Annotated in this window: 22 protein-coding genes; 13 read left to right on the top strand and 9 right to left on the bottom strand. The window is 71.9% G+C overall.

From position 1 onward, the window contains the following. The 5 genes from ADK67_RS23055 to ADK67_RS23035 all read left to right on the top strand — a co-directional run. A partial coding sequence (locus tag ADK67_RS23055) for a hypothetical protein (RefSeq protein ID WP_231648321.1) occupies positions 1-467 on the top strand: 467 nt, incomplete at its 5' end. 15 nt (positions 468-482) lie between these two features. Then, entirely contained in the window at positions 483-725 is a 243-nt protein-coding gene (locus ADK67_RS51115) for a hypothetical protein (protein ID WP_157620771.1), read from the top strand. Between the two features lie 361 nt (positions 726-1,086). Further along, positions 1,087-1,515: a DUF6188 family protein gene (locus ADK67_RS23045; protein WP_157620769.1), complete on the top strand. Its 429-nt coding sequence runs from the start codon at positions 1,087-1,089 to the stop codon at positions 1,513-1,515. An 892-nt stretch (positions 1,516-2,407) separates the two neighbouring features. Beyond that, a complete protein-coding gene (locus ADK67_RS23040; RefSeq protein ID WP_053718554.1) occupies positions 2,408-2,980 on the top strand; it encodes a TetR/AcrR family transcriptional regulator in 573 nt (190 codons plus the stop codon). Between the two features lie 5 nt (positions 2,981-2,985). Next, positions 2,986-5,133: an MMPL family transporter gene (locus tag ADK67_RS23035; protein ID WP_053718553.1), complete on the top strand. Its 2,148-nt coding sequence runs from the start codon at positions 2,986-2,988 to the stop codon at positions 5,131-5,133. A gap of 46 nt (positions 5,134-5,179) precedes the next feature. Here the strand turns inward: ADK67_RS23035 and ADK67_RS23030 are convergent, their stop codons facing one another. Then, on the bottom strand, positions 5,180-5,923 hold the full coding sequence (locus ADK67_RS23030) for an SDR family oxidoreductase (RefSeq protein WP_053718552.1): 744 nt from the start codon (positions 5,921-5,923) through the stop codon (positions 5,180-5,182). Positions 5,924-6,005: 82 nt separating this feature from the next. Here ADK67_RS23030 and ADK67_RS23025 point away from each other — a divergent pair, with 82 nt between their 5' ends. From ADK67_RS23025 to ADK67_RS23005, 5 genes are all read left to right on the top strand, one after another. Further along, the gene (locus ADK67_RS23025; RefSeq protein ID WP_053718551.1) at positions 6,006-6,500 is read left to right on the top strand and encodes an RrF2 family transcriptional regulator; all 495 of its coding nucleotides are present in this window, start codon (positions 6,006-6,008) and stop codon (positions 6,498-6,500) included. Between the two features lie 147 nt (positions 6,501-6,647). Continuing rightward, positions 6,648-6,947: a WXG100 family type VII secretion target gene (locus ADK67_RS23020; RefSeq protein ID WP_053718550.1), complete on the top strand. Its 300-nt coding sequence runs from the start codon at positions 6,648-6,650 to the stop codon at positions 6,945-6,947. Beyond that, on the top strand, positions 6,947-8,308 hold the full coding sequence (locus ADK67_RS23015; RefSeq protein ID WP_053718549.1) for a putative T7SS-secreted protein: 1,362 nt from the start codon (positions 6,947-6,949) through the stop codon (positions 8,306-8,308). Before ADK67_RS23020 ends, ADK67_RS23015 begins: the two co-directional genes overlap by 1 nt. 41 nt (positions 8,309-8,349) lie before the next feature. Further along, positions 8,350-8,835: a hypothetical protein gene (locus ADK67_RS23010; RefSeq protein ID WP_053718548.1), complete on the top strand. Its 486-nt coding sequence runs from the start codon at positions 8,350-8,352 to the stop codon at positions 8,833-8,835. Beyond that, a complete protein-coding gene (locus ADK67_RS23005) occupies positions 8,832-9,308 on the top strand; it encodes a YbaB/EbfC family nucleoid-associated protein (RefSeq protein WP_053718547.1) in 477 nt (158 codons plus the stop codon). The genes ADK67_RS23010 and ADK67_RS23005 overlap by 4 nt, the downstream gene beginning before the upstream one ends. Positions 9,309-9,371: 63 nt before the next feature. Here ADK67_RS23005 and ADK67_RS23000 read toward each other — a convergent pair whose 3' ends face one another. From ADK67_RS23000 to ADK67_RS22980, 5 genes are all read right to left on the bottom strand, one after another. Further along, entirely contained in the window at positions 9,372-9,563 is a 192-nt protein-coding gene (locus ADK67_RS23000; protein WP_053718546.1) for an RGCVC family protein, read from the bottom strand. Positions 9,564-9,696: 133 nt separating this feature from the next. Next, entirely contained in the window at positions 9,697-11,508 is a 1,812-nt protein-coding gene (locus tag ADK67_RS22995; RefSeq protein ID WP_053718545.1) for a hypothetical protein, read from the bottom strand. Between the two features lie 203 nt (positions 11,509-11,711). Continuing rightward, a complete protein-coding gene (locus tag ADK67_RS22990; protein ID WP_053718565.1) occupies positions 11,712-12,614 on the bottom strand; it encodes an acyl-CoA desaturase in 903 nt (300 codons plus the stop codon). Positions 12,615-12,846: 232 nt separating this feature from the next. Further along, a complete protein-coding gene (locus tag ADK67_RS22985; protein ID WP_053718544.1) occupies positions 12,847-13,047 on the bottom strand; it encodes a cold-shock protein in 201 nt (66 codons plus the stop codon). Between the two features lie 224 nt (positions 13,048-13,271). Next, positions 13,272-14,024 carry a GAF and ANTAR domain-containing protein gene (locus tag ADK67_RS22980; protein WP_082403704.1) on the bottom strand — a complete coding sequence of 251 codons (753 nt, stop codon included), beginning with the start codon at positions 14,022-14,024 and terminating at the stop codon, positions 13,272-13,274. 490 nt (positions 14,025-14,514) lie between these two features. Between ADK67_RS22980 and ADK67_RS51110 the strand changes: the two genes are divergently transcribed. Further along, the gene (locus ADK67_RS51110) at positions 14,515-14,667 is read left to right on the top strand and encodes a hypothetical protein (RefSeq protein ID WP_157620767.1); all 153 of its coding nucleotides are present in this window, start codon (positions 14,515-14,517) and stop codon (positions 14,665-14,667) included. A 175-nt stretch (positions 14,668-14,842) separates the two neighbouring features. Here ADK67_RS51110 and ADK67_RS22975 read toward each other — a convergent pair whose 3' ends face one another. The 3 genes from ADK67_RS22975 to ADK67_RS22965 all read right to left on the bottom strand — a co-directional run bounded on the left by ADK67_RS22975 (position 14,843) and on the right by ADK67_RS22965 (position 18,512). Next, positions 14,843-15,715, bottom strand: coding sequence for a dioxygenase family protein (locus ADK67_RS22975; protein ID WP_053718543.1), 873 nt, complete (start codon positions 15,713-15,715; stop codon positions 14,843-14,845). 140 nt (positions 15,716-15,855) lie between these two features. Next, entirely contained in the window at positions 15,856-16,749 is an 894-nt protein-coding gene (locus ADK67_RS22970; RefSeq protein ID WP_053718542.1) for an AraC family transcriptional regulator, read from the bottom strand. A gap of 281 nt (positions 16,750-17,030) precedes the next feature. After that, positions 17,031-18,512: an AAA family ATPase gene (locus ADK67_RS22965; RefSeq protein WP_053718564.1), complete on the bottom strand. Its 1,482-nt coding sequence runs from the start codon at positions 18,510-18,512 to the stop codon at positions 17,031-17,033. 159 nt (positions 18,513-18,671) lie between these two features. On the opposite strand from ADK67_RS22965, the gene recQ reads away from it, so the two are divergent. Together recQ and ADK67_RS22955 are read left to right on the top strand one after the other, a co-directional pair. Beyond that, on the top strand, positions 18,672-20,474 hold the full coding sequence (gene recQ, locus ADK67_RS22960) for a DNA helicase RecQ (protein ID WP_053718541.1): 1,803 nt from the start codon (positions 18,672-18,674) through the stop codon (positions 20,472-20,474). Further along, entirely contained in the window at positions 20,471-21,268 is a 798-nt protein-coding gene (locus ADK67_RS22955) for a pentapeptide repeat-containing protein (RefSeq protein ID WP_053718540.1), read from the top strand. The genes recQ and ADK67_RS22955 overlap by 4 nt, the downstream gene beginning before the upstream one ends. Positions 21,269-21,280 lie beyond the last annotated feature (12 nt).

The following is a 21,280-nucleotide window of genomic DNA, read 5'->3' as shown; positions in this document are numbered from 1 at the left end:
TCACCGCGGCGTGCGGCATGGCCGTCATCGGCTTCATCCCGCTGGGCAAGGGCGCCAAACTCGCCGCGAACGCCGTCGAAGCGGGCGTCGACGCCGCGCAGGCGGCGGCGAAGGCCAACAAGGTCAATCTGGACTTGGATTTTGCTTCTGGCTCGGGTCGGAAGCTGGATCCCAAGGACAAGAGGGGTGAATTTGAGATGGCCGGCAATGCGTTGACAAAGCACGCTGGACGCAAGACGAACGCCGGGCAGTGGCCAACCCCTTCCGGGAAACAGAACCCGGGGGCTTGGAACGCGCTCGGTCGCGACGTATTGGACGATATTCTGACCAACCCGGGCTCGGTCGTCATGCACGGGCATGGCAGGATCGGTGGGGTTTGGCGGGATGCCATCGATGTTTGCCTCCCCAGCGGAGGTATCGGCGCCCGGTTCTCGACGGACGGTACGTTCTCCGGGTTTCTGGACTGACGAAGGGTGGAGTGGATGAGGGAATCGTTCGGCGGTAGGGAAGTTGAAGTGATTGATTTCCAGGATGTCACTTCAGGTGAACATGTGCTCGAATTTCGAGACACTGCATGGCGTTCGAACGAGGCGGTCTTGGCTATCTCGGTTCCGGACGGTGGGTCATGGAGCGATGCAGTTGTGAGTGTGAACCCCCATCGGGGTGACGTTCCGGTCACGTTTATGATCTGGGCGATCGGTGTCGCCGAGGGGAAAATGCACTGAAGAACCTGCACAGGTGGCAAGGACCTGTCGTGTGCCGGCCTCACCTCCAATGAGGGCGTGGTCGTGGATCGCGGTCGACCTCACCGTCACGACCACCGACGGCACCAGGACCATTCGCGCCACCGCTCACCACCCCTTCACGGCGCCACCGATGCAAAGTGATCGAAGCCGCCGAACTCGAGGCGGGCGGAGAACCGGCGTGGTCCGCCGCCTTCCGGTCGAGCCCGACGCCAGGTGACTACGTGTTCGACGGGTATATCCGCGCGCCGGACAGGCACGGGCACCGTAGGTCGACGCGACGGATGCTCGGGCTCAAGCCCGACACGCACATCTTCTCCGAGTACCGGGGATACTGGCCGTCGTGGCCCCGGTAACCGGAGGTTTGGTCCGGGCAGGCCAGGCTTGGCGCCTGCCCGTAGCCGGGCTGCCCATCGTCCACTGCCGCGTCGACTACGCGTTGACCTTCAGCTTTGACTCCCCGGACGGGGTCTACGACCTGCGGGTCGAGGAGGACTTCGTCTTCGTGTCGGCCGAGGGCATCGAGGTCGTGCTGCGCCCGCAGACCGACCCGACAGGGTTGGGCCCGGTGCTCGCCTGCACCCGCACGTCGGTGGTGGAGGCGCTCGCCTTCGACGACGGACGCCTGACGGCGTCCTTCGACGACGGCAGCAAGCTCGTCGTCGACAGTTCGCAGGAGTACGAGCCGTGGATGCTGTCCGGTCCGGCCAGGCTGCTGGTCGTGTCCACTCCGGGCGCCGCCTTGGCGCTGTGGTACGAGGAGGCGACCTGAGGTTGGTCGACGTCGAGCGGTCCGCTACGACTGGGTGTCGTTGCCCGTGGCGGGGACCGGGCGGAGGGGACCCCGCGCGGCCTGGCCGGAGTCGTCCTCTCCTCCGGCCAGGCCGTAGCACTCGGCGCGACAGACTTCTGGCTTGAGAGGCAATACCCCAGGTGGGGCGGGACCGTGCGCCCCGCCCCACGGGCGCTACTCGGGCGCGGACAGCCCGAACGACGACTCGACCACCAGACTGCCGGTACGAAACCGCTGGTCAGCACTGTTTCCATCCTTTGGTGCTCCCGCCGGGGGCACATCGCAACACACTTCGATTCGGCCCCCGACCGGCAGTCCGCTGGTCGGGGGCCGAGCTCGTGCTGCCTGTCGGCTCGTCGGGTGCCGGGACGGGTGCGGGTTGTAGTCGGTGAACCGGTGGCGTGCGTATCCCTTCGGGTCCTCGCTGGAGGTCGGCATGACGGACATGCTTGTCAGTCCAGGCGCGCTGCGCGGTCGTTCAAATAGAACTCGCACGTCGAGCAGGTACTTCGCGGCCGACGCGGTCCGCATGGGAACGCGGACGGAAGTCGTGGCGCCATGCTGGGGCGGTTGCCGGCTGAAGCGGGTTGGTTGAGCGAGCTTCCTCGGCTTTCCGTGGATTCTCCCGTGGTGGCCTTCTGGTGGTCTCAGAACCGGCTTGGCCGTCGGGCTGGTTGACGCCCGCGCTGGTTGATCATCCTTTGTGGACCCGGTTGTTCATGTAGGTGCCCATGGATCCGCTGTGCCATCAACCCGGGTCGCGGCTGATGTGGACGTGGCGGGACCGCCGGCTGTCATGGTGACGGAGCACACCTACCGGATCGGTCGGCTTACCGACCGAATCGGTTGGTAGCGGCGTACCGTGGGGGATATGGCACGCACGTTGACCGAGGACCAGTTGCTCGACCGCGTGGCAGGTCTGTTCGCCCAGCACGGGTTCGACCACACGTCGCTGAAGGACCTGGCAGACGCGGTCGGGTTGTCGAAGGCGGGGCTGCTGCACCACTACCCGAGCAAGGAAGCGCTGTTCGAGGCCGCACGGGCGGTCGGCCGCGAGTACAGCCGCGAGCTGTTCGAGCAGGCCATGCGGGTGCCCGCAGGCCCGGCGCGGGACCGGCGGGCCGTGGAGTTGCTGGTCGACTTCGCCCTCGACCGCCCCGGACTGGTCGCGCTGGAGTCCCGTGTGATCAGCCACCTCGGCGCCGAGGACCCGGACGGGCGCCGGCTGGACGCGTTGGCCCAGCACCCCCTCGCCGTGTTCGGCGTCGAACTCGACTCTCCCGACACCGAACGGTTGGTCCGCGTTATCGGCGTGCTCAGCGCCCTGGCCGTGCTCAGCCTGGCCGCGAACCACGCGGGCGAGAAGACCGCTTGGCGGCCCCACATCATCGCCACCTGCCTCGACGCGCTCGGGCACCGCGAAACACCCCACCCGGAGGCCTGACTCCCATGGCACGTCTGCTCTACAGACTCGGTTTCGGCGCGCACCGGCGCCGCCTGGTCGTCGTCCTGCTGTGGCTGCTCGTGCTCGGCGGCACGGCGTTCGGCGCGGTCACGTTGGCCGGTCCGACGTCCGGTTCCTTCTCCATCCCGGGGCAGGAGTCGACCACCGCCCTGGACAAGATCTCCGACGAGTTCGGCGCGGGCGGCGGTGCGACCGCTCGGGTGGTCGTGCAGGCACCGGACGGGCAGCAGGTGACCTCGCCCGAGAACGCCGCGAAGCTCGCCGGGCTGGTCCAGGAGCTGTCCGCGCTGCCCGGCGTGACGTCCGCGAGCAACCCGCTCGACCCGCGTGCGCCCACCGTGAACGCCGGCCAGAACGTCGCCTACAGCACGGTCACCTTCGAGGCCGAGGTCGGCGAGGTCACGGAGGAGCAGCGCACCGCGCTCTTCGACGCCACGCGGGACGTGACCGGGCTGACCGTGGAGGCCACCGGTGAGGCCACGCAGGCCCCGCCGCACGTGGGCGGTCCTGCGGAGATCATCGGCGTGGTCATCGCGCTGCTGGTCCTGGCCGTCACCTACGGCTCGCTCGTGCTGGCCGGCATGAACCTGCTGACCGCCTCCGTCGGCGTCGGCATCGGCGCGCTGGGCGTCACCATCGCCACCGGCTTCATGGACCTGCAGTCCACCACCCCGATCCTGGCCGCGATGCTGGGCCTGGCGGTCGGCATCGACTACGCGCTGTTCATCATCAACCGCTACCGGCAGGAACTGCGCCGGGGCCGGGACGTGGGCGACGCGATCGGCACGGCGGTCGGCACCGCGGGCTCCGCCGTCGTGACCGCCGGCCTGACCGTGGTCATCGCGCTGGCGGGCCTGGCCGTCGTCGGCATCCCGTTCCTGACCCAGATGGGTGTCGCCGCCGCGTTGACGATCGTGGTCGCGGTGCTCGTCGCCGTCACGCTGGTGCCGGCCGTGCTGGGCTATCTCGGCCGCCGCGTGCTGCCGCGCAAGGAGCGCGACAAGCCTGCCGACAACTCGCACGAGCGCGGCTTCTTCCGCGGCTGGATCGGCGCGGTCACCCGCAACCGGGTCGTGGCGCTGCTGCTGGCGGTCCTGGGCCTGGGCGCGGTCGCCGTGCCCGTGCTGTCGATGGAGACGACCCTGGTCGCGGCACCGCCCGCCGACTCCAGCCAGGCCCGCGCGGAACGGCTGCTCGCCGACGGCTTCGGCGAGGGCTTCAACGGCCCGCTGGTCGTGCTGTTCGAGGGCGACAACGCCGCCGCCACCGCCTCGGCCACCGTTGCGACCATCCAGGGCGCGGGCGACATCGCGCTGGTCACGCCGCCGGTGCCCAACGCCGACGGCACGGCCGCGATGCTCACCGTGATCCCGAAGTCCGGCCCCGCCACGCAGGCCACCGAGCAGCTGGTCACCGACCTGCGCGAACGGTTGGCCGACGTGGACGGCGCGACCACCTACGTCACCGGCGCCACCGCCGTGAGCGTGGACGTGGCCGTCGCCCTGGACGAGGCCATGCCGATCTACCTGGCGCTGGTCGTGGGCCTGGCCCTGGTGCTGCTGGTGCTCGTGTTCCGGTCGATCCTGGTGCCGCTGGTCGGCGTGCTCGGCTTCCTGCTCACCATCGGCGCCTCGCTCGGCGCGACGGTCGCGGTGTTCCAGTGGGGCTGGCTGGCCGACGCGGTGAACCTCGACGGCACCGGCCCGCTGCTCAGCCTCACCCCGATCCTGATGGTGGGCATCCTGTTCGGCCTGGCCATGGACTACCAGATCTTCCTGGTGTCCCGGATGCACGAGGCGCACCACCACGGCAAGCCGCCGCTCGCCGCGATCGACACCGGCTTCCGCCAGGCCGCGCCCGTGGTCGTGGCCGCCGCGCTGATCATGTTCTCGGTGTTCGCCGGTTTCGTGCCCGCGGGCGAGGGCCCGATGAAGTCCATCGCGTTCGCCCTGGCCATCGGCATCCTGTTCGACGCGTTCGTGGTCCGGATGGTCATCGTGCCCGCCGCGCTGGCCCTGCTGGGCGAGAAGGCGTGGTGGCTGCCGAAGTGGCTGCGCCGCCTGCCGACCCTCGACGTGGAGGGCGCCGCGCTGGAGGAGGACCGCAAGGAACTGGTCGACGCGACCAGGTGACCGCGACGGGTCCGGCGCCGAGCACCGGCGCCGGACCCGCCGGGGTTCACACCGACTTCGCGAGCCACTCGTCGAACGTGGTCGGCGCGATCCGGACGCGCTCGCCCGGCAGCAGCGCGTTCCCGGCCATCTCCGGGCCGAACACGCCCGACCACGTCGGCACCAGGCGCACGTCCCGGCCACGTGCCTGGTGCGTGCGCCGTGCCATGTCGACCAGGTCCTGCGTCTCGGGGCCGGCGATGTCCGCGTAACGCCCCTGAGGCTCGCCGACGGCGACCTCGGCGAGGATGTCGGCCACGTCCTGCGGCGCGATCGGCTGCACGAGCAGCGGCGCGATGGTGGCGACCCCGTCCTGCTCGGTCCAGCCCGCGACCATCTCGGCGAAGTCGTGGAACTGCGTGGCCGGGACGATCGTCCACGGCACGGGGCTCGCCTCGACCAGGCGTTCCTGCTCGCGCTTGCCCGCGTAGTGCACGTTGCCCTCGATGTCCGCGATGCCGACGATCGACAGCAGCACGTGGTGCCGGACCCCGACCCGCGCCTCGGCCGCGAGCAGGTTCCGGGTCATCCCGCCGAACAGGCGCACGGTCTCGGCACGGTCCGCGGCGGGCACGTTGACCGCGTCCACCACCGCGTCGACGCCGGCCAGCGCCTCGTCCAGGCCTTCGCCGGTCGTCAGGTCCACGCCGTGCGACCGGCTGACGCGCACCACGTCGTGCCCGGCGCGTTCGAGGTTGGCGACGGTGAGGGAGCCGATGTTGCCGGTCGCGCCGGCGACTGCGATCCGCATGACGATCCTTCCGCTTCGGTGGTCTGCGGCGAACCTATCTCGGACTAAACAGATCCGCAATATCTTGGATAGACTGGCCGGTGTGAAGCTGCCTGTGAGCACGGAATGGGTACTGCACTGCGCGACGACCCTGGCGCAGCTCGAACCGGGGGTCACCGCGTCGGCGGCCCAGCTCGCGGCGTACTACGACCTGCCCGCGCCCTACCTCGCCAAGCAGTTGCAGGGGCTGGTCAAGGCGGGCGTGCTGGCCGCGACGACCGGCCCGCGCGGCGGCTTCCGGCTCGCCAAACCGGCCTCGGAGATCACGTTGCTGCACGTGGTGGAGGCCGTCGACGGCGCGTCCTCGCCGTACGAGTGCCAGGAGATCCGGCAACGCGGCCGTGGCGCGTTGCCCGCCGAGGACTGCCGGAACGCGTGCGTGCTCGCCGCGAAGATGGCCGGCGCGCACGAGGCGTGGCGGCGCACGCTCGCCGCGGAGTCGCTGGCCGACGTCGTCGCCCAACTGCCGCCGACCGCGGTGGGCCGCACCCGGTCGCTCATGGCGGCGACGGCTGCCGCACTCCGCCGCACGCCCTGACGTCCTGGGCACGCCCGCCGCACGAACCCGGTTCGGCCAAACGTCTGCGCCGCCACTGCGCCTCCCGCTATAGGTGTACCCCTGGGAACGGCCGACGCGCCTGCGCCGTCTGACGGCGTGGTGTCGAGTGGACTGGTGGGACGGGACATGAGTGGGTTCGGGGCGGTGCCCGAGGAGTTGCGGCGGGCGGCCGGGCAGATCGGCGACGTCGGCGACCGGACGGCGGGCCTGGTGTGGCGCGGTCCGAGCGGCGAGTACGGGCACGACGGCGTCGCCGGCGCGTGGGAGCTGTTCATCGAGGAGATGCGGTCTTACGTGGAACGGCTGCGGCAGGAGGCCGACGAGCACGCCGTCGGACTGCGCGCGGCGGCATCGTCCTATGTGGACGTCGACGGCGAACGCGCGGACGTCTTCGGCCGCCTCGACCCGGAACGGTCGGCGTCCTGATGGCGGCACGACTCGGCGAGACGAACGACCCGAAGGCGCTCGTCCCCGGCGAACCCGAGCTGATCACCGGCGACCTGCGGCAGCTCGTCGGCACGCTGCGGATGGTCGTGGCCGTCGGCGAGGACCTCGGCCGGATCGACCCCGGTGGCTGGAGCGGCGGCGCGAGCGGCGCGTTCCGGTCCGCCTTCCAGGCCGAACCGCCGCGGTGGCTCCAGGCGGGCGCGGACCTCGGCGGCGGCGGGCAGCTGCTGGCCGACTACGGCGACGCGCTGGTCGAGAGCCAGCGCGAGGCGCAGCGCGCCGTCGAGCTGCACCTGGCGGCACAGGCCGCGACCCGGTTGGCTGCCGCCGAGCACGCCGCGGCGGCGGTCTCCGGCGCGCCGACCACACCGTTCCAGGACCCCGGCCAGGCGGGCGCGGCCGAGGCGCAGAAGGTGCTCGACGACGCGCGCAAGGGCTTGTCCGGCATCGGCGACGTGGTCGCGAAGGCGCTCGGCTGGGAGTCCGATGGCAAGGGCGGCTACAAGAAGTCGTTCGGCAAGAAGACGTACGGTGCCGCGCACCGCGAGACCGACGAGGAAGGCGAGGACACCGGCGGCTGGCAGTACGGCGTCGACGGGCGCTCGTACGAGAGCAAGTCCGGCAGCGAGTCCAAGCGCCTGCTCACCGACGCGCTCGGCGAGATCGCCGAGAAGATCGGCATCGACCTGCACGAGCGCGAGTGGGGCGACGACAAGCACGTCGACGTCAAGCACGGCGAGAAGGACGGCGACTTCGACGCGGGCCCGCTGTCCGGCCAGGGCCGCATCGGCGGCTCGGTGCTCGGCGCCGACGCCGGGTACACGGCCACCGCGAGCTACGCGGGCGTGTCGGTCGGCGCGCACGCGGGCGCGTACTTGGCCAGCGGGTACGCCGACGGCGAGATCAAGCTCGGGCAGCACGCGAGCGTGTCGGGCAGCGCCGAGGGCACGGTCGGCGCCGCCGTGGAGGCCAAGGGCTCGATCGGGGTGCTCGGCGCGAAGGGCAACGTGGAGGGCTTCGCGGGCGCGAAGGTGTCCGGCGAGGCGGGCGCCGAGGTCGCGGGCGTCGGCGCGGGCGTGAACGGCGAGGCGTGGGCCGGGATCGGTGGGCACGCGAGCGGGCAGTTCGGCATGGGCGAGGACGGCAAGTTCCACATCGGAGGGTCGGTGGGGCTGGCGTTCGGCGTGGGTGGCAAGGTCGGTTTCGACGTCAGCGTCGACCCGGTCGAGGTCGTGGAGACGGTGGTCGACGTCGCGGACGACGTGGGCGAGATCGCCCAGGACGTCGGCCGCGGCGTGGAGAACGCCGGCCGCGCGATCGGCCGCCTGTTCGGCCGATGAGCCACCCCGGGCCGACGAGCTATCCCAGGAGGACACCAGGCATGGCCACCACCCTTCCGGTGCCGATCGAGTTCTCGCTGCCCGACGGGTGGCTCTCGGCGCCCCCCGACGAGGTGGGCGCGGCGCAGGCGGCGTTCGTCGCGCTGCACACCGGGTCCAGCGCCGGGTTCACCGCGAACATCACCATCAGCGGCGAGGTCCGGGCCGACGACGCGACGCTGGCGCAGATCGCCGAGCAGACCGCGGACCGGCTGCGACGTGACGTCGGCGCGGTGGAGGTGGGGCGGCGCAACGAGCTGGAGTCCGCCTACACGCAGGTGCTGCGGCTGACCGCGCCCATCGGCGGACGACCGGTGGAGCTGGTGCAGCTGCAGGTGTTCCTGGCCATGGCGGACGTGCGCGACGAGCGCAGGCGTGCGGTGCTGGAGATCGTGCTCAGCGCGACGCCGGGGCAGTTCGAGGACCTGGTCGGCGACTTCCAGGCGTTCCTGAAGACCATCCGACCCGACGAAGGGGCAGCCCGGTGACCGAGTCCGCCGACATCCTGCTGCGGCGCATCGAGGCCATCGACACGGCCGCGGCCGACAACCGGCTGCGCGCGGAGTCGTTCCGGCGCATGGCCGAAGGGCTGCGGGACGTGGTCGGCACGGCGACGTCCGACGACGGCGTGGTGACCGTGGTGGCCGGGTCGGACGGCGCGGTCAAGTCGATCGCGTTCGGCCCTGCCGTGCGCACGACGGACCCGGCGGCGCTGTCGTCCGCCACGCTGCGCGTGATCGCGCTGGCCCGTGCGGACGCGGCGCGCAAGCAGGCCGAGGTGGTCCGCTCGGCGCTGGGCGACACGACGCTGCTGGACCGGGTGCTCGCCGAGGACCGGCGCGTGTTCGGCGACGAGCCGCCGCAGGAACCCGCCGCCATCCCGCCGCGCGTGCTCCGGAGGGTCGCGCCGGTGGAGGACGAGGAGCCGGAGCCCGCTTTCCGGAGCCGCGACGCCTGGTGAGCGCGCGCCTCGGTCAGCGCGGTGCCTGATCGGCGTCGCCTGGTGAACGCGGCGCCTGGCGGGTCAGGCGCCGCAGACGCAGCCCCGGCTGTGGTTCTCGCTGGTGGTCGCGGTGCAGAAGCGCAGCGCGATCCGGTCGTGGGAGGCCAGCGGGTGCGGGCACGCGGCGCATCGAGGCGTTTCGGCGGCGCCGGTCTCGGTGGCGATGGTCTCGGTCGCGTCGGTCGACTGGACGGTCGGCATGACGTGGTTCATGGGATCTGTCCTGTCCGCATCCGCGGAGCACGTCGATCTCCGGGCGATGCGAGATGGGGTCGGGACACCGGCAACTCGTGACTGATGCTCGAACGGTTCCCGCCTACCCCCGAAGGTACACGCCGAGGCGGTGCTAGCCGTCGGCCGGAGCCCTCTCGGCACCCACCAGGTCGCGGGCCAGCGCGGCGAACCGGTCGTCCACGTCCGGCAGCGCCAGCACCAGCTCGCACAGCGACGCCAGCACGGTCACCTCACGGGTCTGCCGCGCCTTGGCGGCGTCGAGCATCCGGCGCACGACCAGCCCCTGCACGTCCGCCCGGGTCGCCGGTTCCACCCAGGCCGTGGCCACGAGCGCCAGCCCGGCGGCCTCCGACACCCAGTCCTCGGGCCCGTTGAGCAGGTCGGCCAGGATCTCGCGGCGGCGCGAGGACAACCACGGCTCGTCCGCCCGGTGGTGCGCCAGGCCCAGGCACGCCCACGCCTGCACGCCGCGCACCCACAGCTGCGGCGCGTGCCTGGCCAGGGCGCGGCCCATCTCGTCGGCCGGCGGCACGGGCGGGTGGACCAGCACGCCGAGCAGGTCGCGCGGGTCGAGCGCGGACAGCACGACCGCCCGGTCGTAGGCGGCGGGCAGGGACGGCCAGTGGAACGCCGCGACGCCCCGCACCGCCTCGGCGGCCTCCGGTGACGGCGGCGGCACGGCCGGGCGCGCCACCAGGCCGTCGTAGGCCCACACGGTGTGCCGGACGTCGCCGACGGGCCTCCTGAGGTCGGGTTCCGGCGCGTGCTCGGGCGTCACGGTGGCCAGCGGGAACGCCGACCGCAGCGCCAGCAGCGCGCTCGGCGGCTCCAGCGCGGACAGCGACACCTCCAGCGCGGCGTCCGGCGCGGGCTCGTGGTCCTCCAGCACCTCGCGCAGCAGGTTGACCACGGCCTCGGTCGGGTCGGGCACGCGGCCGAGCCACGAGCGGCCCCAGCCGCGCCGGGCCAGCACGTCGGCGGCGTAACCGTGCTCGGGGTGGTCACGCAGGTGGTCGGCGAGCGCGACGAGGTGCCGCACGTCGTCGTCCACGACGTGCCGCAGGCCGAGGGCGGTGGCGAGGGCCTTCGGGTGCTCGGGGTTCGCCTCGACCGCGCGTTGCGCCCACGCCAGCCCCTCGGCCGGCCGGCCCATCGCCTCCAGCAGGTCGGCGATGTCCAGGAACAGGTCGTGGTCCTCGGGCGTGCGGGCCGCCTCACGCTGCCAGGCGGCGAGCGCCTCGTCACGGCGGCCCGCGGTGCGCAGCGCGTACCCCTTGACCACCGCCGCCTGGTGGGTCGGCTCGACGTCGAACGACCGCTGCGCCCACGTGACGGCCTCGTCGAACGCGCCCAGCCTGCGGGCCAGCGTGGAACCGCACCACAGCAGCATGGCGTGCTCGGGGTGGCGGGCCACGCAGCCGCGCAGCAGGGTGAGCGCGGGCAGCAGCGGCGGGCGCTCGTCCTCCTCGACCGGGTCGGCCAGGGGCTGCGCGAACCGGGCCACGGCGATGGCGGCGGCGTTCGGGTCGAGCAGGTCGGGCAGGTCGTGGCGGTGCAGCCAGGCGACGTCGAGCCACGGCCGGTGCGGCTCGTGCGCGGCGACGGCGAACAGCTCCTGGACGGCCTGGTCCCAGCGGCCCGCCATGGCGCACACGTGGGCGTGCGCGGCGACCGTGCCGATGAACGTCCGTTCCGGCTCGGGCTCGAAGCGCCGCAACGCGTGCTCCGGGCCGCCCGCGTGGGCGACGAGTTCGGCGAGCGCCTCGTGCGCGTCCGGCAGCCGGGGATCGGCCGCCAACGCGTCCGCGAGGTGGCGCGCGGCGTGGTCGAGGTCGCCGTCGGCCATGATCAGTCGGGCGACCGCGACTTCGCCGCCTGCGTCGAGCCGTTCGTCCGCGCAGTGCTCGGATCCGTCGTGTGCCATGGCCCCTCCAGGTCGGGGCCGAATCGTAACCGAGTGGATCAGCGCGTCGGGCGGGCGGCCACGCGCAACCCGCTCACCAGGTCCATTGTGGAGTGATGGAAGTTCCTTCCACGGAACCGAAATTACGCCGGACGGGTGAAAGTCCCTTGTGACGCGGAACTGCCCGTGCCGATCGGGGCACGGGCAGTTCGTTCACGCTCGGTTCAGGCGGCGTTGGCCTTGAGCTTGCGCGCCAGGTGCTCGGGCCTGGCCCAGCGCACCTTGGTGGCCCAGCCCAGCTTCTCGAACACCCAGATCAGCCGGGCCGTGATGTCGACCTGGCCGCGGCGCACGCCGTGCCGCGCGCACGTCGGGTCGGCGTGGTGGGAGTTGTGCCAGGACTCGCCCATGGAGGCGATCGCCAGCGGCCAGAAGTTGGCCGACTTGTCCCGCGCGGTGAACGGCCGGTCGCCGATCATGTGGCAGATCGAGTTCACCGACCACGTCACGTGGTGCAGCACGGCCACCCGGACGAGACCCGCCCAAAAGAACGCGGTCAGCGCGCCCCACCAGCTCCACGTCACCAGGCCGCCGACGACGGCGGGCGACACCAGCGTGACCGCGGTCAGGGCGGGGAACCAGCGGTTCACCCGCTGGATGTCGGCGTCGGCGAGCAGGTCGGGCGCGAACCGCGCCGCGTTGGTCCGCTCGCGGTCGAACAGCCAGCCCAGGTGGGCGTGCCAGAAACCCTTGGCCAGCGCGCCCGCGGACGTGCCGAAGCGCCAGGGGGAGTGCGGGTCGCCGTCGCGGTCGGCGTAGGCGTGGTGCCTGCGGTGGTCGGCGACCCAGTCGATGACCGGGCCCTGCATGGCCATGCTGCCGGTGACGGCGAGCGCGATCCGCAGCCCCCGGTTCGCGGTGAACGCGCCGTGGGTGAAGTAGCGGTGGAACCCGGCCGTCACGCCGAGGCACGTCAGGGCGTAGAAGAACAGGGCCAGGCCGACGTCCACCCAGCCGAGCCCCCAGCCCCACGCGAACGGGACGGCGGCGGCCAGGGCGAGCGCGGGCACGACGACGAAGAGCTTCACCAGGAACACCTGGGTCGAGGACTTCTCACCGGCCAGCATGGGTTCCGGTGCGGTGCGGGAACGGTCCGGCGCGGTGCCGGTCCGGAGTGCTTCGGTCACGAGCGGTACCTCCGTGCGTGCGGTGACGTGGTCTCCGCCGCCGGGGTCTCGGGCGATCGGTGGGGAAATACCCGGCGCCCCTCGGCCCCAAACGGGACCGAGGGGCGCCGGGTTTCGAGTCTCCGTCAGCGTCACCGCTGGTAGGAGCAAGTCGAACAGGTCGTGAAGGTGATCAGATGGCGCGGACGCCGACGGCCTGCGGGCCCTTGGGGCCCTGGTTGACGTCGAACTCGACGCGCTGGTTCTCCTCGAGGCTGCGGTAGCCGTTGCCCTCGATCTCGGAGTAGTGGACGAACACGTCCGGGCCGTCCTCGCGGGAGAGGAAGCCGAAGCCCTTCTCCGAGTTGAACCACTTCACGGTGCCCTGAGTCATGTCTTCTCCCTTGGCAGAGCTGGATGCGGCGCCCCGATCGGGGCTCCGGGTCGGATTTCAGACGACGACTTCTCCAGCTTGTCCTGCAAGGCAAAGAAAGAACTTCGTCCGCAACATCATTCCCGCGAAACTTCGATGGAAACACGGACACAAAATTGACGACCACCCCGTACAACCACGCGTCGGCCCGGTTAGTTCCCCCGGCCCTCCCCGAGTGGTCCAAGTCACCCGTTCGGGGGGAGCGAGTGCTGGCGGGGCCGTGCCGTGCGGAACAGGTCGTGCCCGCCGTCTCCGCTGGTCACGGCCGCGGCGACGGCGCTGAGCTTCAGGTTGTGGCTGCGCGCGTAGCCGCGCAGGACGGCGAACGCGGCCTCCACGTCGACGCCGAGGCGCTGCGCGATGAACCCCTTGGCCTGCTCGATGACGACCCGGCTGTCCAGGGCGGTCTGCAACTGCCCGGTGAGGACTTCCTGGCGCCGGATCGACCGCTCCTGCATCAGGCCGATGGTGGCCACGCCGACCAGTGCCTGCGCGGTGTGCGCCGCCGTGTCGGACAGCGCGCCCGCACGGCCGCGGAACAGGTTGAGCGCCCCGATCACGTCGCCGCGCAGGCGCATGGGCAGGGCGTCCACGGCGGCGAACCCGCTCGCCGCCGCCTCCGCCGCGAACCGGGGCCACCGGTCGCCCGCCGCGGCCAGGTCCGGGCAGCTGACGCCCGTCCCGGTGGCGTACGCCTCCAGGCACGGTCCTTCCTCGTGCCGCAGCTGGAACAGCTCCAGCGGCCGCACCCGCTCGTCGGACGTCGCGACCAGTCGCAACGTGCCGTCCTGGTCGGCCAGCAGCAGTCCGGCCGCGTCCACGCCGACGAGCTCGACGCACCGGTCGAGCAGCAGGTGGAGGAAGTCGAGCACGTCGAAGTCCTCGACCAGGGTGTCCGCCAGCTCGACGAACGCCTCCAGCAGCCGGTCATCGCCCATCACGGTCACCTCCACCGGATGACCAGCGTAGGACAGCGCCGGCGCGCGGTCATGTGATCAGGTGGCGGTCCCGGCGGCCAAATGGGTGAGCAGCCCTTCGGTGAGGCCGGCGGGGCCGCACTGCGCGGGGACCAGGTGGGAAGTCCGAAGTGGACGGTCCGGGTGCACTGTGGACGGACATCCGGCCCGGAGGTGGGTCGTGGGCGTCGCCGGAACCCGACGTCATGGTCGGTGCTCCCGTACCCCGATCCGGACCAGGTCGGACTGGGTTCGTCCGGGGGCGGAGCCGGCTCTACGGCCGTCCTGCGGGTTGCGCCCGACACGCTCCACACCAACGTTGTGGCGGTCACGGCACCACGACGTGTACCGTAGGTCGCATCGGGGCGTTCCTTATCTGTTGAACCCCGAACACCCTCGCGCCGTGCGGGGATCTCCGGACCGGCATCGCCGGCCGTGAGCACGCATCGGACGCGGAGAAAGTCGGAACCACATGTCATCCACGTACAACGAGCTGTTCAGCCACCCGGACACGGACCGGCCCGAGGACACGAGCGGTCCGCGCCGCGACGAGCAGCGGTCCTACACCGACCTGTTCCGCGAGCCGGCCGACGTGCCGCCGCAGGGCACCGGCGGCACCGCCTGACGGCACGCCCCACCAGCCGAGACGCCCGCGGCCCGTCGAGCGAGTCACGCGGCCGCGTGTTGCCCCGGCGGACCCGCCCCGGACTTCCGCGCGCCGGGCAACAGACTTCAACGCGCAGGGTGAGGCCCCTCAGCGCCGTTGACGCGCCGAGGGGCTTCCCCTCGTCAGGCCGCGGTCACTCCGCGCGCCACAGCGCGGGCACGTTCGGCGGTTCCCAGCCCGGCTGGGCGAGGTGCCCCTGCAAGCACACGTACCCGACGCCGTTGTGGGTGACGATCGCGCCGATCGCGTAGGTCGTGCCCGCCGCCCACGTGCCGCCGCCCGGCGAGGACGGTGTCGTGGTCGTGGTCGGCCGCGTGGTGGTGCTCTGCGGCACGTTCAGCACGAAGTCGAACCTCGCCTCACGGCCGCCGCCGACGGTGCGCACCTCCATCAGCAGCCGCGGGTCGAAGATGCTGTCGGTGTTGTTGCGCGGCTCGCCCGGGAAGTACAGCTGGGTGGTGAGCACCGGCCGGCCGGGCGCCTGGAGCTTCACGTGGATGTGCCTGGTGCGGCCGGGGTAGAGGCCGGGCACGATCGTAGTCAGCGTGAACGTGCCGTCGGGGTTGGTGAACTGGTGGCCGCGGAACCGGTAGCCGGCGTTGTCGTACACGCCGTTGACGTCGGCCTGCCAGAAGTCCATCAGCACGTTGCCCAGCGGCAGGCACGCCAGGCCGAACACGTAGCCGGTGACGGTGAGCCTGGTGCCGGGCGTGCCCGCGTCGACCAGCGACGTGCGGCGCGGCGAGTTCGGCTTGAAGTACGGGCCCTCGGTCTGCGGCGGTGTCGGGTCGTCGCCGTCGTCGCACGCCGGCGTCAACTCCACCGGCTCGCCGTTCGCGCCGACCGTCCGGGCCAGCGCGGGCACGCCCATCATCGCCACCGGCAGCGCGACACCCGCGGCGACCGCGGCGCGCAGCACCGTCTTGCGGCTGAGGTGGTGTCCGTCCGCTTCGTCGCCGTGGGGTTGCCCGGTCGTGCCGCGGTCGCCGTCCGTGGATGCGTCCATGTCTTCTCCTCTGGGCCGGCTCCTCGTGGGGGCGGTCCGGTTCGGGATCCACCACGAACCTAGGGACGCGGCTCACCCGCGGACGATGGACTGACGCCGCCGTTCGTGGTGATCCTCGCGGTCTCCGTTGCCCTTCGCGCTCACTGTGAACGGCCGGCGGCGCGCCGGAACGCGCCGGGGCTCGCACCCGTCTCCCGGCGGAAGAAGCGGCAGAAGTAGGCCGGATCGTCGAAGCCCACCCGGTTCGCCACCTGCCGCACGCTCAGCTCCGTCTTCGCCAGCAGCCGCTGCGCCTCCTGCGTGCGCGCCTGGCGGACCAGCTGCGACGGCGTCCGCCCGGTCGCCGCCTTCACCGCCTCGGTCAGGTAGCCGGGGGTGACGCCGATCCGCTCCGCGTACGCGCGCACGGACCACAGCCGGTGGTCGGTGCGGCTCGACAGCCGGACGAACTCCTCCGCCACCGCGCCGGGCCGGGCGGGCGGTGCGGCCGGTGTCGCGGGCAGCCGGGACGCGCGCACGACGAGCACGTGCAGCAGCGCCCGCAGCACCGTCTCCACGCCCGCCTCGCCGTGCCGGTACTCGTCGTGCAGCTCGGCGATGAGCCGGCCGATCCGGGCGTGCGCCGACTCGTCCAGCGTCAGCCAGGGCCGTTCGCTCAGCCGGCGCAGCAGGTCGCGGTCGGCGGGGTGGTCGAGCAGGAAGTCGTCGGTGAACAGCAGCACAGAGCCTTGGAGGTCGTCCGCGCCGTCCCAGTGGTGCACCTGGCCGGGCGCGATCACGCACAGGTGCGGCGGGCGCAGCTCCCAGCGGGCGAGGTCGACGACGTGCGTGCCGGTGCCGCCGGTGACGTGCACGATCTCGTGGAACGTGTGCCGGTGCGGGAACGACGCGCGCGACATCGGCCCGATCGTGTCGAACGTGCCGACCGCGAACGGCGGCGCGTCGGGCGCCGGCACCTCCAGCCGGTGCAGGGGCAGGTCGCCGTCGCGCGGCGTCCGGCAGGGCGTTCCCGGCAACACGGTGGTGCCGCGCATAGGTCCCTCCGGTGAAGGTCCAGACCAATTCTTCGTCACCGACACCATGGCACGACCGGGCGCGCGGGGAAACGGCCCCGGCCCAGCCCTCCTCGCCGACCTGCGGCGTCCGACCCGCTGACGTGTGATCCGCTCTGACTCGCTGACGTGTCCGCCGGCGTGCGATCCGCCGGTGGTTGACCCGCTGGCATGCGGTCCGCCGATCGCTGACCCCGCTGGCGTGCGATTCGCCGGGGTCCGATCCGCCGGGGTCCGGGCCGCAGTCCTGGCCGAGCGTCGCCTCAGTACCTCTTGGCCGCCCTGATCTCGAACCCGTGCGGGGCCAGGCCCGGTTGCGCGGGGCCGATGCCGCCGCCCGGCTGCGGGCTCTCCGAGCCGCCGAGCAGGATGCCGGTGAGCGACGCGCGTTCGCCGGCCATGGCCCGCGCCACGTCGGCCAGCTCGTCGCCCACCACGGGCACGCCGGCCCCGCCGTCCGCCCGCACCGCGCCCAGCACGGCCCGCCGCAGCAGCTCCTTGATGAACGACGCCGTGACGCCCTCGGTCGCCTCGACCACCGGACCGAGGTCGGCCCTCAGGTCGACACCGCGCCCGTACAGCTCGATCAGCCTGCGGCGGCCGTCGGCGTCGGGTCGCGGCACCTCGATGGCCAGGTCGACGCGTCCCGGCCGGTCGGCGAGCGCGCGTTCCAGCTCGTCGGCCCGGTTCGTGGTGAGCACGAAGGTGACGTCCGCGTCCGCGCCGACGCCGTCCATCGCGTCGAGCAGCGTGAACAGCAGCGGGTTCGTGGGGCCGGCCGCGAAACCGCGGTCCATCGCCACCAGGTCGACGTCCTCCACCACGACCATCGACGGCTGCAACCGCCGCGCCAGCGCCGCCGCCTGGCCGATCAGCCGCATCGCCTGCCCGGTCAACAGGATCACCGTGCAGTCCCGCAGCCGGCTCATCAGGTAGCGGACGGTGTGGGTCTTGCCGGTGCCGGGCGGACCGTGCAGCAGCAGCCCGCGCTTGAGGTGCTGTCCCGCCGCGAGCAGCCGTTCGGAGTGCTCGGCGATGCCGACCACGTGCTCCTCGATCGAGTCCAGCACGCCGTCCGGCAGCACCACGTCGTCGGCGTCCAGCGCGGGCCGCGGCAGGAACGTCAGCAGCTCGTTGCCCCGGTGCTCGCTCACCCCGAACGCCAGCACCTGCCGCCGGAACACGTCGTGCTCCCGCATCAACCGCTCGATCTCCCCACCGACCGCCCGCGCCGCCGCGCGATCGGCCGCGAGCACCTCCAACCGGCACACCGGCGGCCCGTAGTCGTTCGCCCCGCGGATGGCCACCAGCACGGGCGTGCCGTCGGGCGCCGTGGTCGGCACCAGGCCCAGCTGCACGACCTCGACGCTGTCCGCCGGCCCCACCGCCGCGGTCGCGTAGTCGGCCGACCCGAGCCCGAACCCCACCGAGTGCCGCGCGGCCAGGAGCATCCCCATGACGTCCTCGTGGCCGCGGTGCTGCCCACCCACGCCGAACCACTGGGCATCCGGCGTGTGCTCCGCGAGGTAGGCGTCGACACCCCGCTGGAGGTTGACGTGCTCCCACACCTCGAACTTCGTGGCGACCGACAACACCTGCGCCAACTCACACCCGAGGTGCCCACGGAGCCGCGCGAGCAACGGCGCCACCTCACCGTCCTGCTCGACGAGGTTCGCGGTCAACTGCATCAATCGCCGCAAACTGCTCGCGAGCGCTTTGGCCTCGTCCCCGGAAAGCTCCCCCACGGCCACCACCCCCTGCCCACCATCTTCACCCATTCCGGGCCGCCGTGTCGCGGGTCACCTGATGCCAAGATCCCGCGGCGGCCCTTCCGGTGGCATCGCCGGACCGTGTTCGAGGGTCGGACCGCAGGAGGTGTCGGAGGGGTCGGTTAGGATCGCGCGATGGCTTCGCAAGAGGTGCTGCGAAGGATTTTCGGGTACGAGTCCTTCCGCGGGGAGCAGCAGGACATCGTCGACCACGTCGTCTCCGGTGGGGACGCGTTGGTGCTCATGCCCACCGGGGGTGGGAAGTCGCTGTGCTACCAGATCCCCTCCCTGGTGCGCGACGGCACCGGTGTGGTCGTCTCGCCGCTCATCGCGCTGATGCAGGACCAGGTGGACGCGTTGCGCGACCTCGGCGTGCGCGCCGGGTTCCTCAACTCGACCCAGTTCCCCGACGAACGGGCCCTCGTCGAGGCCGAGTTCCTGGCGGGCGAGCTGGACCTGCTCTACCTCGCCCCCGAACGCCTGCGCACCGAGCAGACCACCCGCCTGCTGGAACGGGGCAAGATCGCCCTGTTCGCCATCGACGAGGCGCACTGCGTCTCGCAGTGGGGCCACGACTTCCGGCCGGAGTACCTGGCGCTCTCCCACCTGCACGAACGGTGGCCGGAGGTGCCCCGCATCGCGCTCACGGCGACCGCCACGCCGGCCACGCACGCCGAGATCGCCGAGCGCCTCAACCTCGGTGACGCGAAGCACTTCGTCGCCAGCTTCGACCGCCCGAACATCCAGTACCGGATCGTGCCCAAGAACGAGCCGAAGAAGCAGCTGCTGGAACTGCTGCGCACCGAGCACAAGGGCGACGCGGGCATCGTCTACTGCCTCTCGCGCAACTCGGTGGAGAAGACCGCCGAGTTCCTCACCCAGAACGGCATCGCGGCCCTGCCCTACCACGCGGGCCTCGACGCGGGCGTCCGCTCGCGCAACCAGTCCCGGTTCCTGCGCGAGGACGGCCTGGTGATGGTCGCCACCATCGCGTTCGGCATGGGCATCGACAAGCCGGACGTGCGGTTCGTCGCCCACCTCGACCTGCCGAAGTCCGTGGAGGGCTACTACCAGGAGACGGGCCGCGCGGGCCGTGACGGGCTGCCGTCCACCGCGTGGCTGGCCTACGGCCTGCAGGACGTCGTGCAGCAGCGCAAGATGATCGACGACTCCGAGGGCGACCAGCAGCACCGCCGCAAGCTCATGGCCCACCTCGACGCGATGCTCGCGCTGTGCGAGACGGTCGAGTGCCGCCGGGTGCGGCTGCTGGAGTACTTCGGCCAGTCCGGCACGCCGTGCGGCAACTGCGACACCTGCCTCGCGCCGCCGGAGACGTGGGACGGCACGGTGGCCGCGCAGAAGGTGCTGTCCACCGTGGTGCGCCTGCGCAACGAACGGCGGCAGAAGTTCGGCGCGGGCCAGACGATCGACATCCTGCTCGGCCGCAAGACCGCGAAGGTCATCCAGCACGACCACGACCAGCTGAAGGTCTTCGGCATCGGCACGGAGCTGAACGAGAGCGGCTGGCGCGGCGTGATCCGCCAGCTCCTGGCGCAGGGCCTGATCGCGGTCGAGGGCGAGTACTCGACGCTCGTCGTCACGCCCGGCAGCGACGAGGTGCTCTACCAGGGCCGCAAGGTGCTGATGCGGCGTGAGCCGGAACGCCTGGCCAAGGTCAAGACCGCCAAGGCGGCGAAGAACGCGCCGGTGGACCTGCCCGCCGAGGCCATGCCGGTGTTCGAGAAGCTGCGGGCGTGGCGGACGGTGCAGGCGAGGGAGCAGGGCGTCCCGCCCTACATCATCTTCAACGACGCCACGCTGCGGCAGATCGCGGCCACGACACCGTCGACGTTGGACGAGCTGAGCGCGATCAGCGGCGTCGGCGAGAACAAGCTCGCCAAGTACGGTGAGCAGATCCTGGACACGTTGAGCGCATGAACGACCTCCGCGCCGACTGCACGCGCTGCTTCGCCCTGTGCTGCGTGGTGCCCGCGTTCGCCAAGTCGGTCGACTTCGCGATCGACAAGCCCGCCCGCACGCCGTGCCCGAACCTGCGCGACGACTTCCGCTGCGGCATCCACACCAAGCTGCGGGACACGGGTTTCACCGGCTGCACGGTCTACGACTGCTTCGGCGCGGGCCAGCAGGTGGCGCAGGTGACGTTCGGCGGCACGAGCTGGCGTGACGACCCCGCGTCGGCGAAGACCATGTTCGACGTGTTCCCGGTCATGAGACAGCTGCACGAACTGCTCTGGTACCTGACCGAGGCGCTGGACCTGGAACCGGCCCGCGCGCTGCACCCCGCCGTGCGCGAGCTGAGGAAGACGATCGAGGCGCTCACCACCGGCACGCCCGAAGAGCTGCTGGCGCTGGACGTCGGACCGCACTGGGAGCGCGCGAACGCCCTGCTGCTGCGCGCCAGCGAGCTGACCCGCGGCAAGGGCAAGAACCGCCGGGGCGCGGACCTGATCGGCAAGGACCTCAAGGGCGCCAACCTCCGGGCGTCCAACCTGCGCGGCGCGTACCTCATCGGCGCCAAGCTGACCAACGCGGACCTGCGGCTGGTCGACTTCATCGGCGCGGACCTGCGCGGCGCCGACCTGTCCGGCGCGAACCTGACCGGCGCCTTCTTCCTCACCCAGGCCCAGGTGGACGCGGCCAAGGGCGACGACACGACGAAGCTGCCGAAGTCCGTGACCCGCCCGGCGCACTGGGTACGTCGTCAGGCGTAGCCGCGGGAGCCG

The organism is Saccharothrix sp. NRRL B-16348 (genome assembly GCF_001280085.1).
Lineage (GTDB): Bacteria > Actinomycetota > Actinomycetes > Mycobacteriales > Pseudonocardiaceae > Actinosynnema.
The sequence above is the reverse complement of the archived record's forward strand: the minus strand, read 5'-3'. Positions and strand labels throughout refer to the sequence as shown.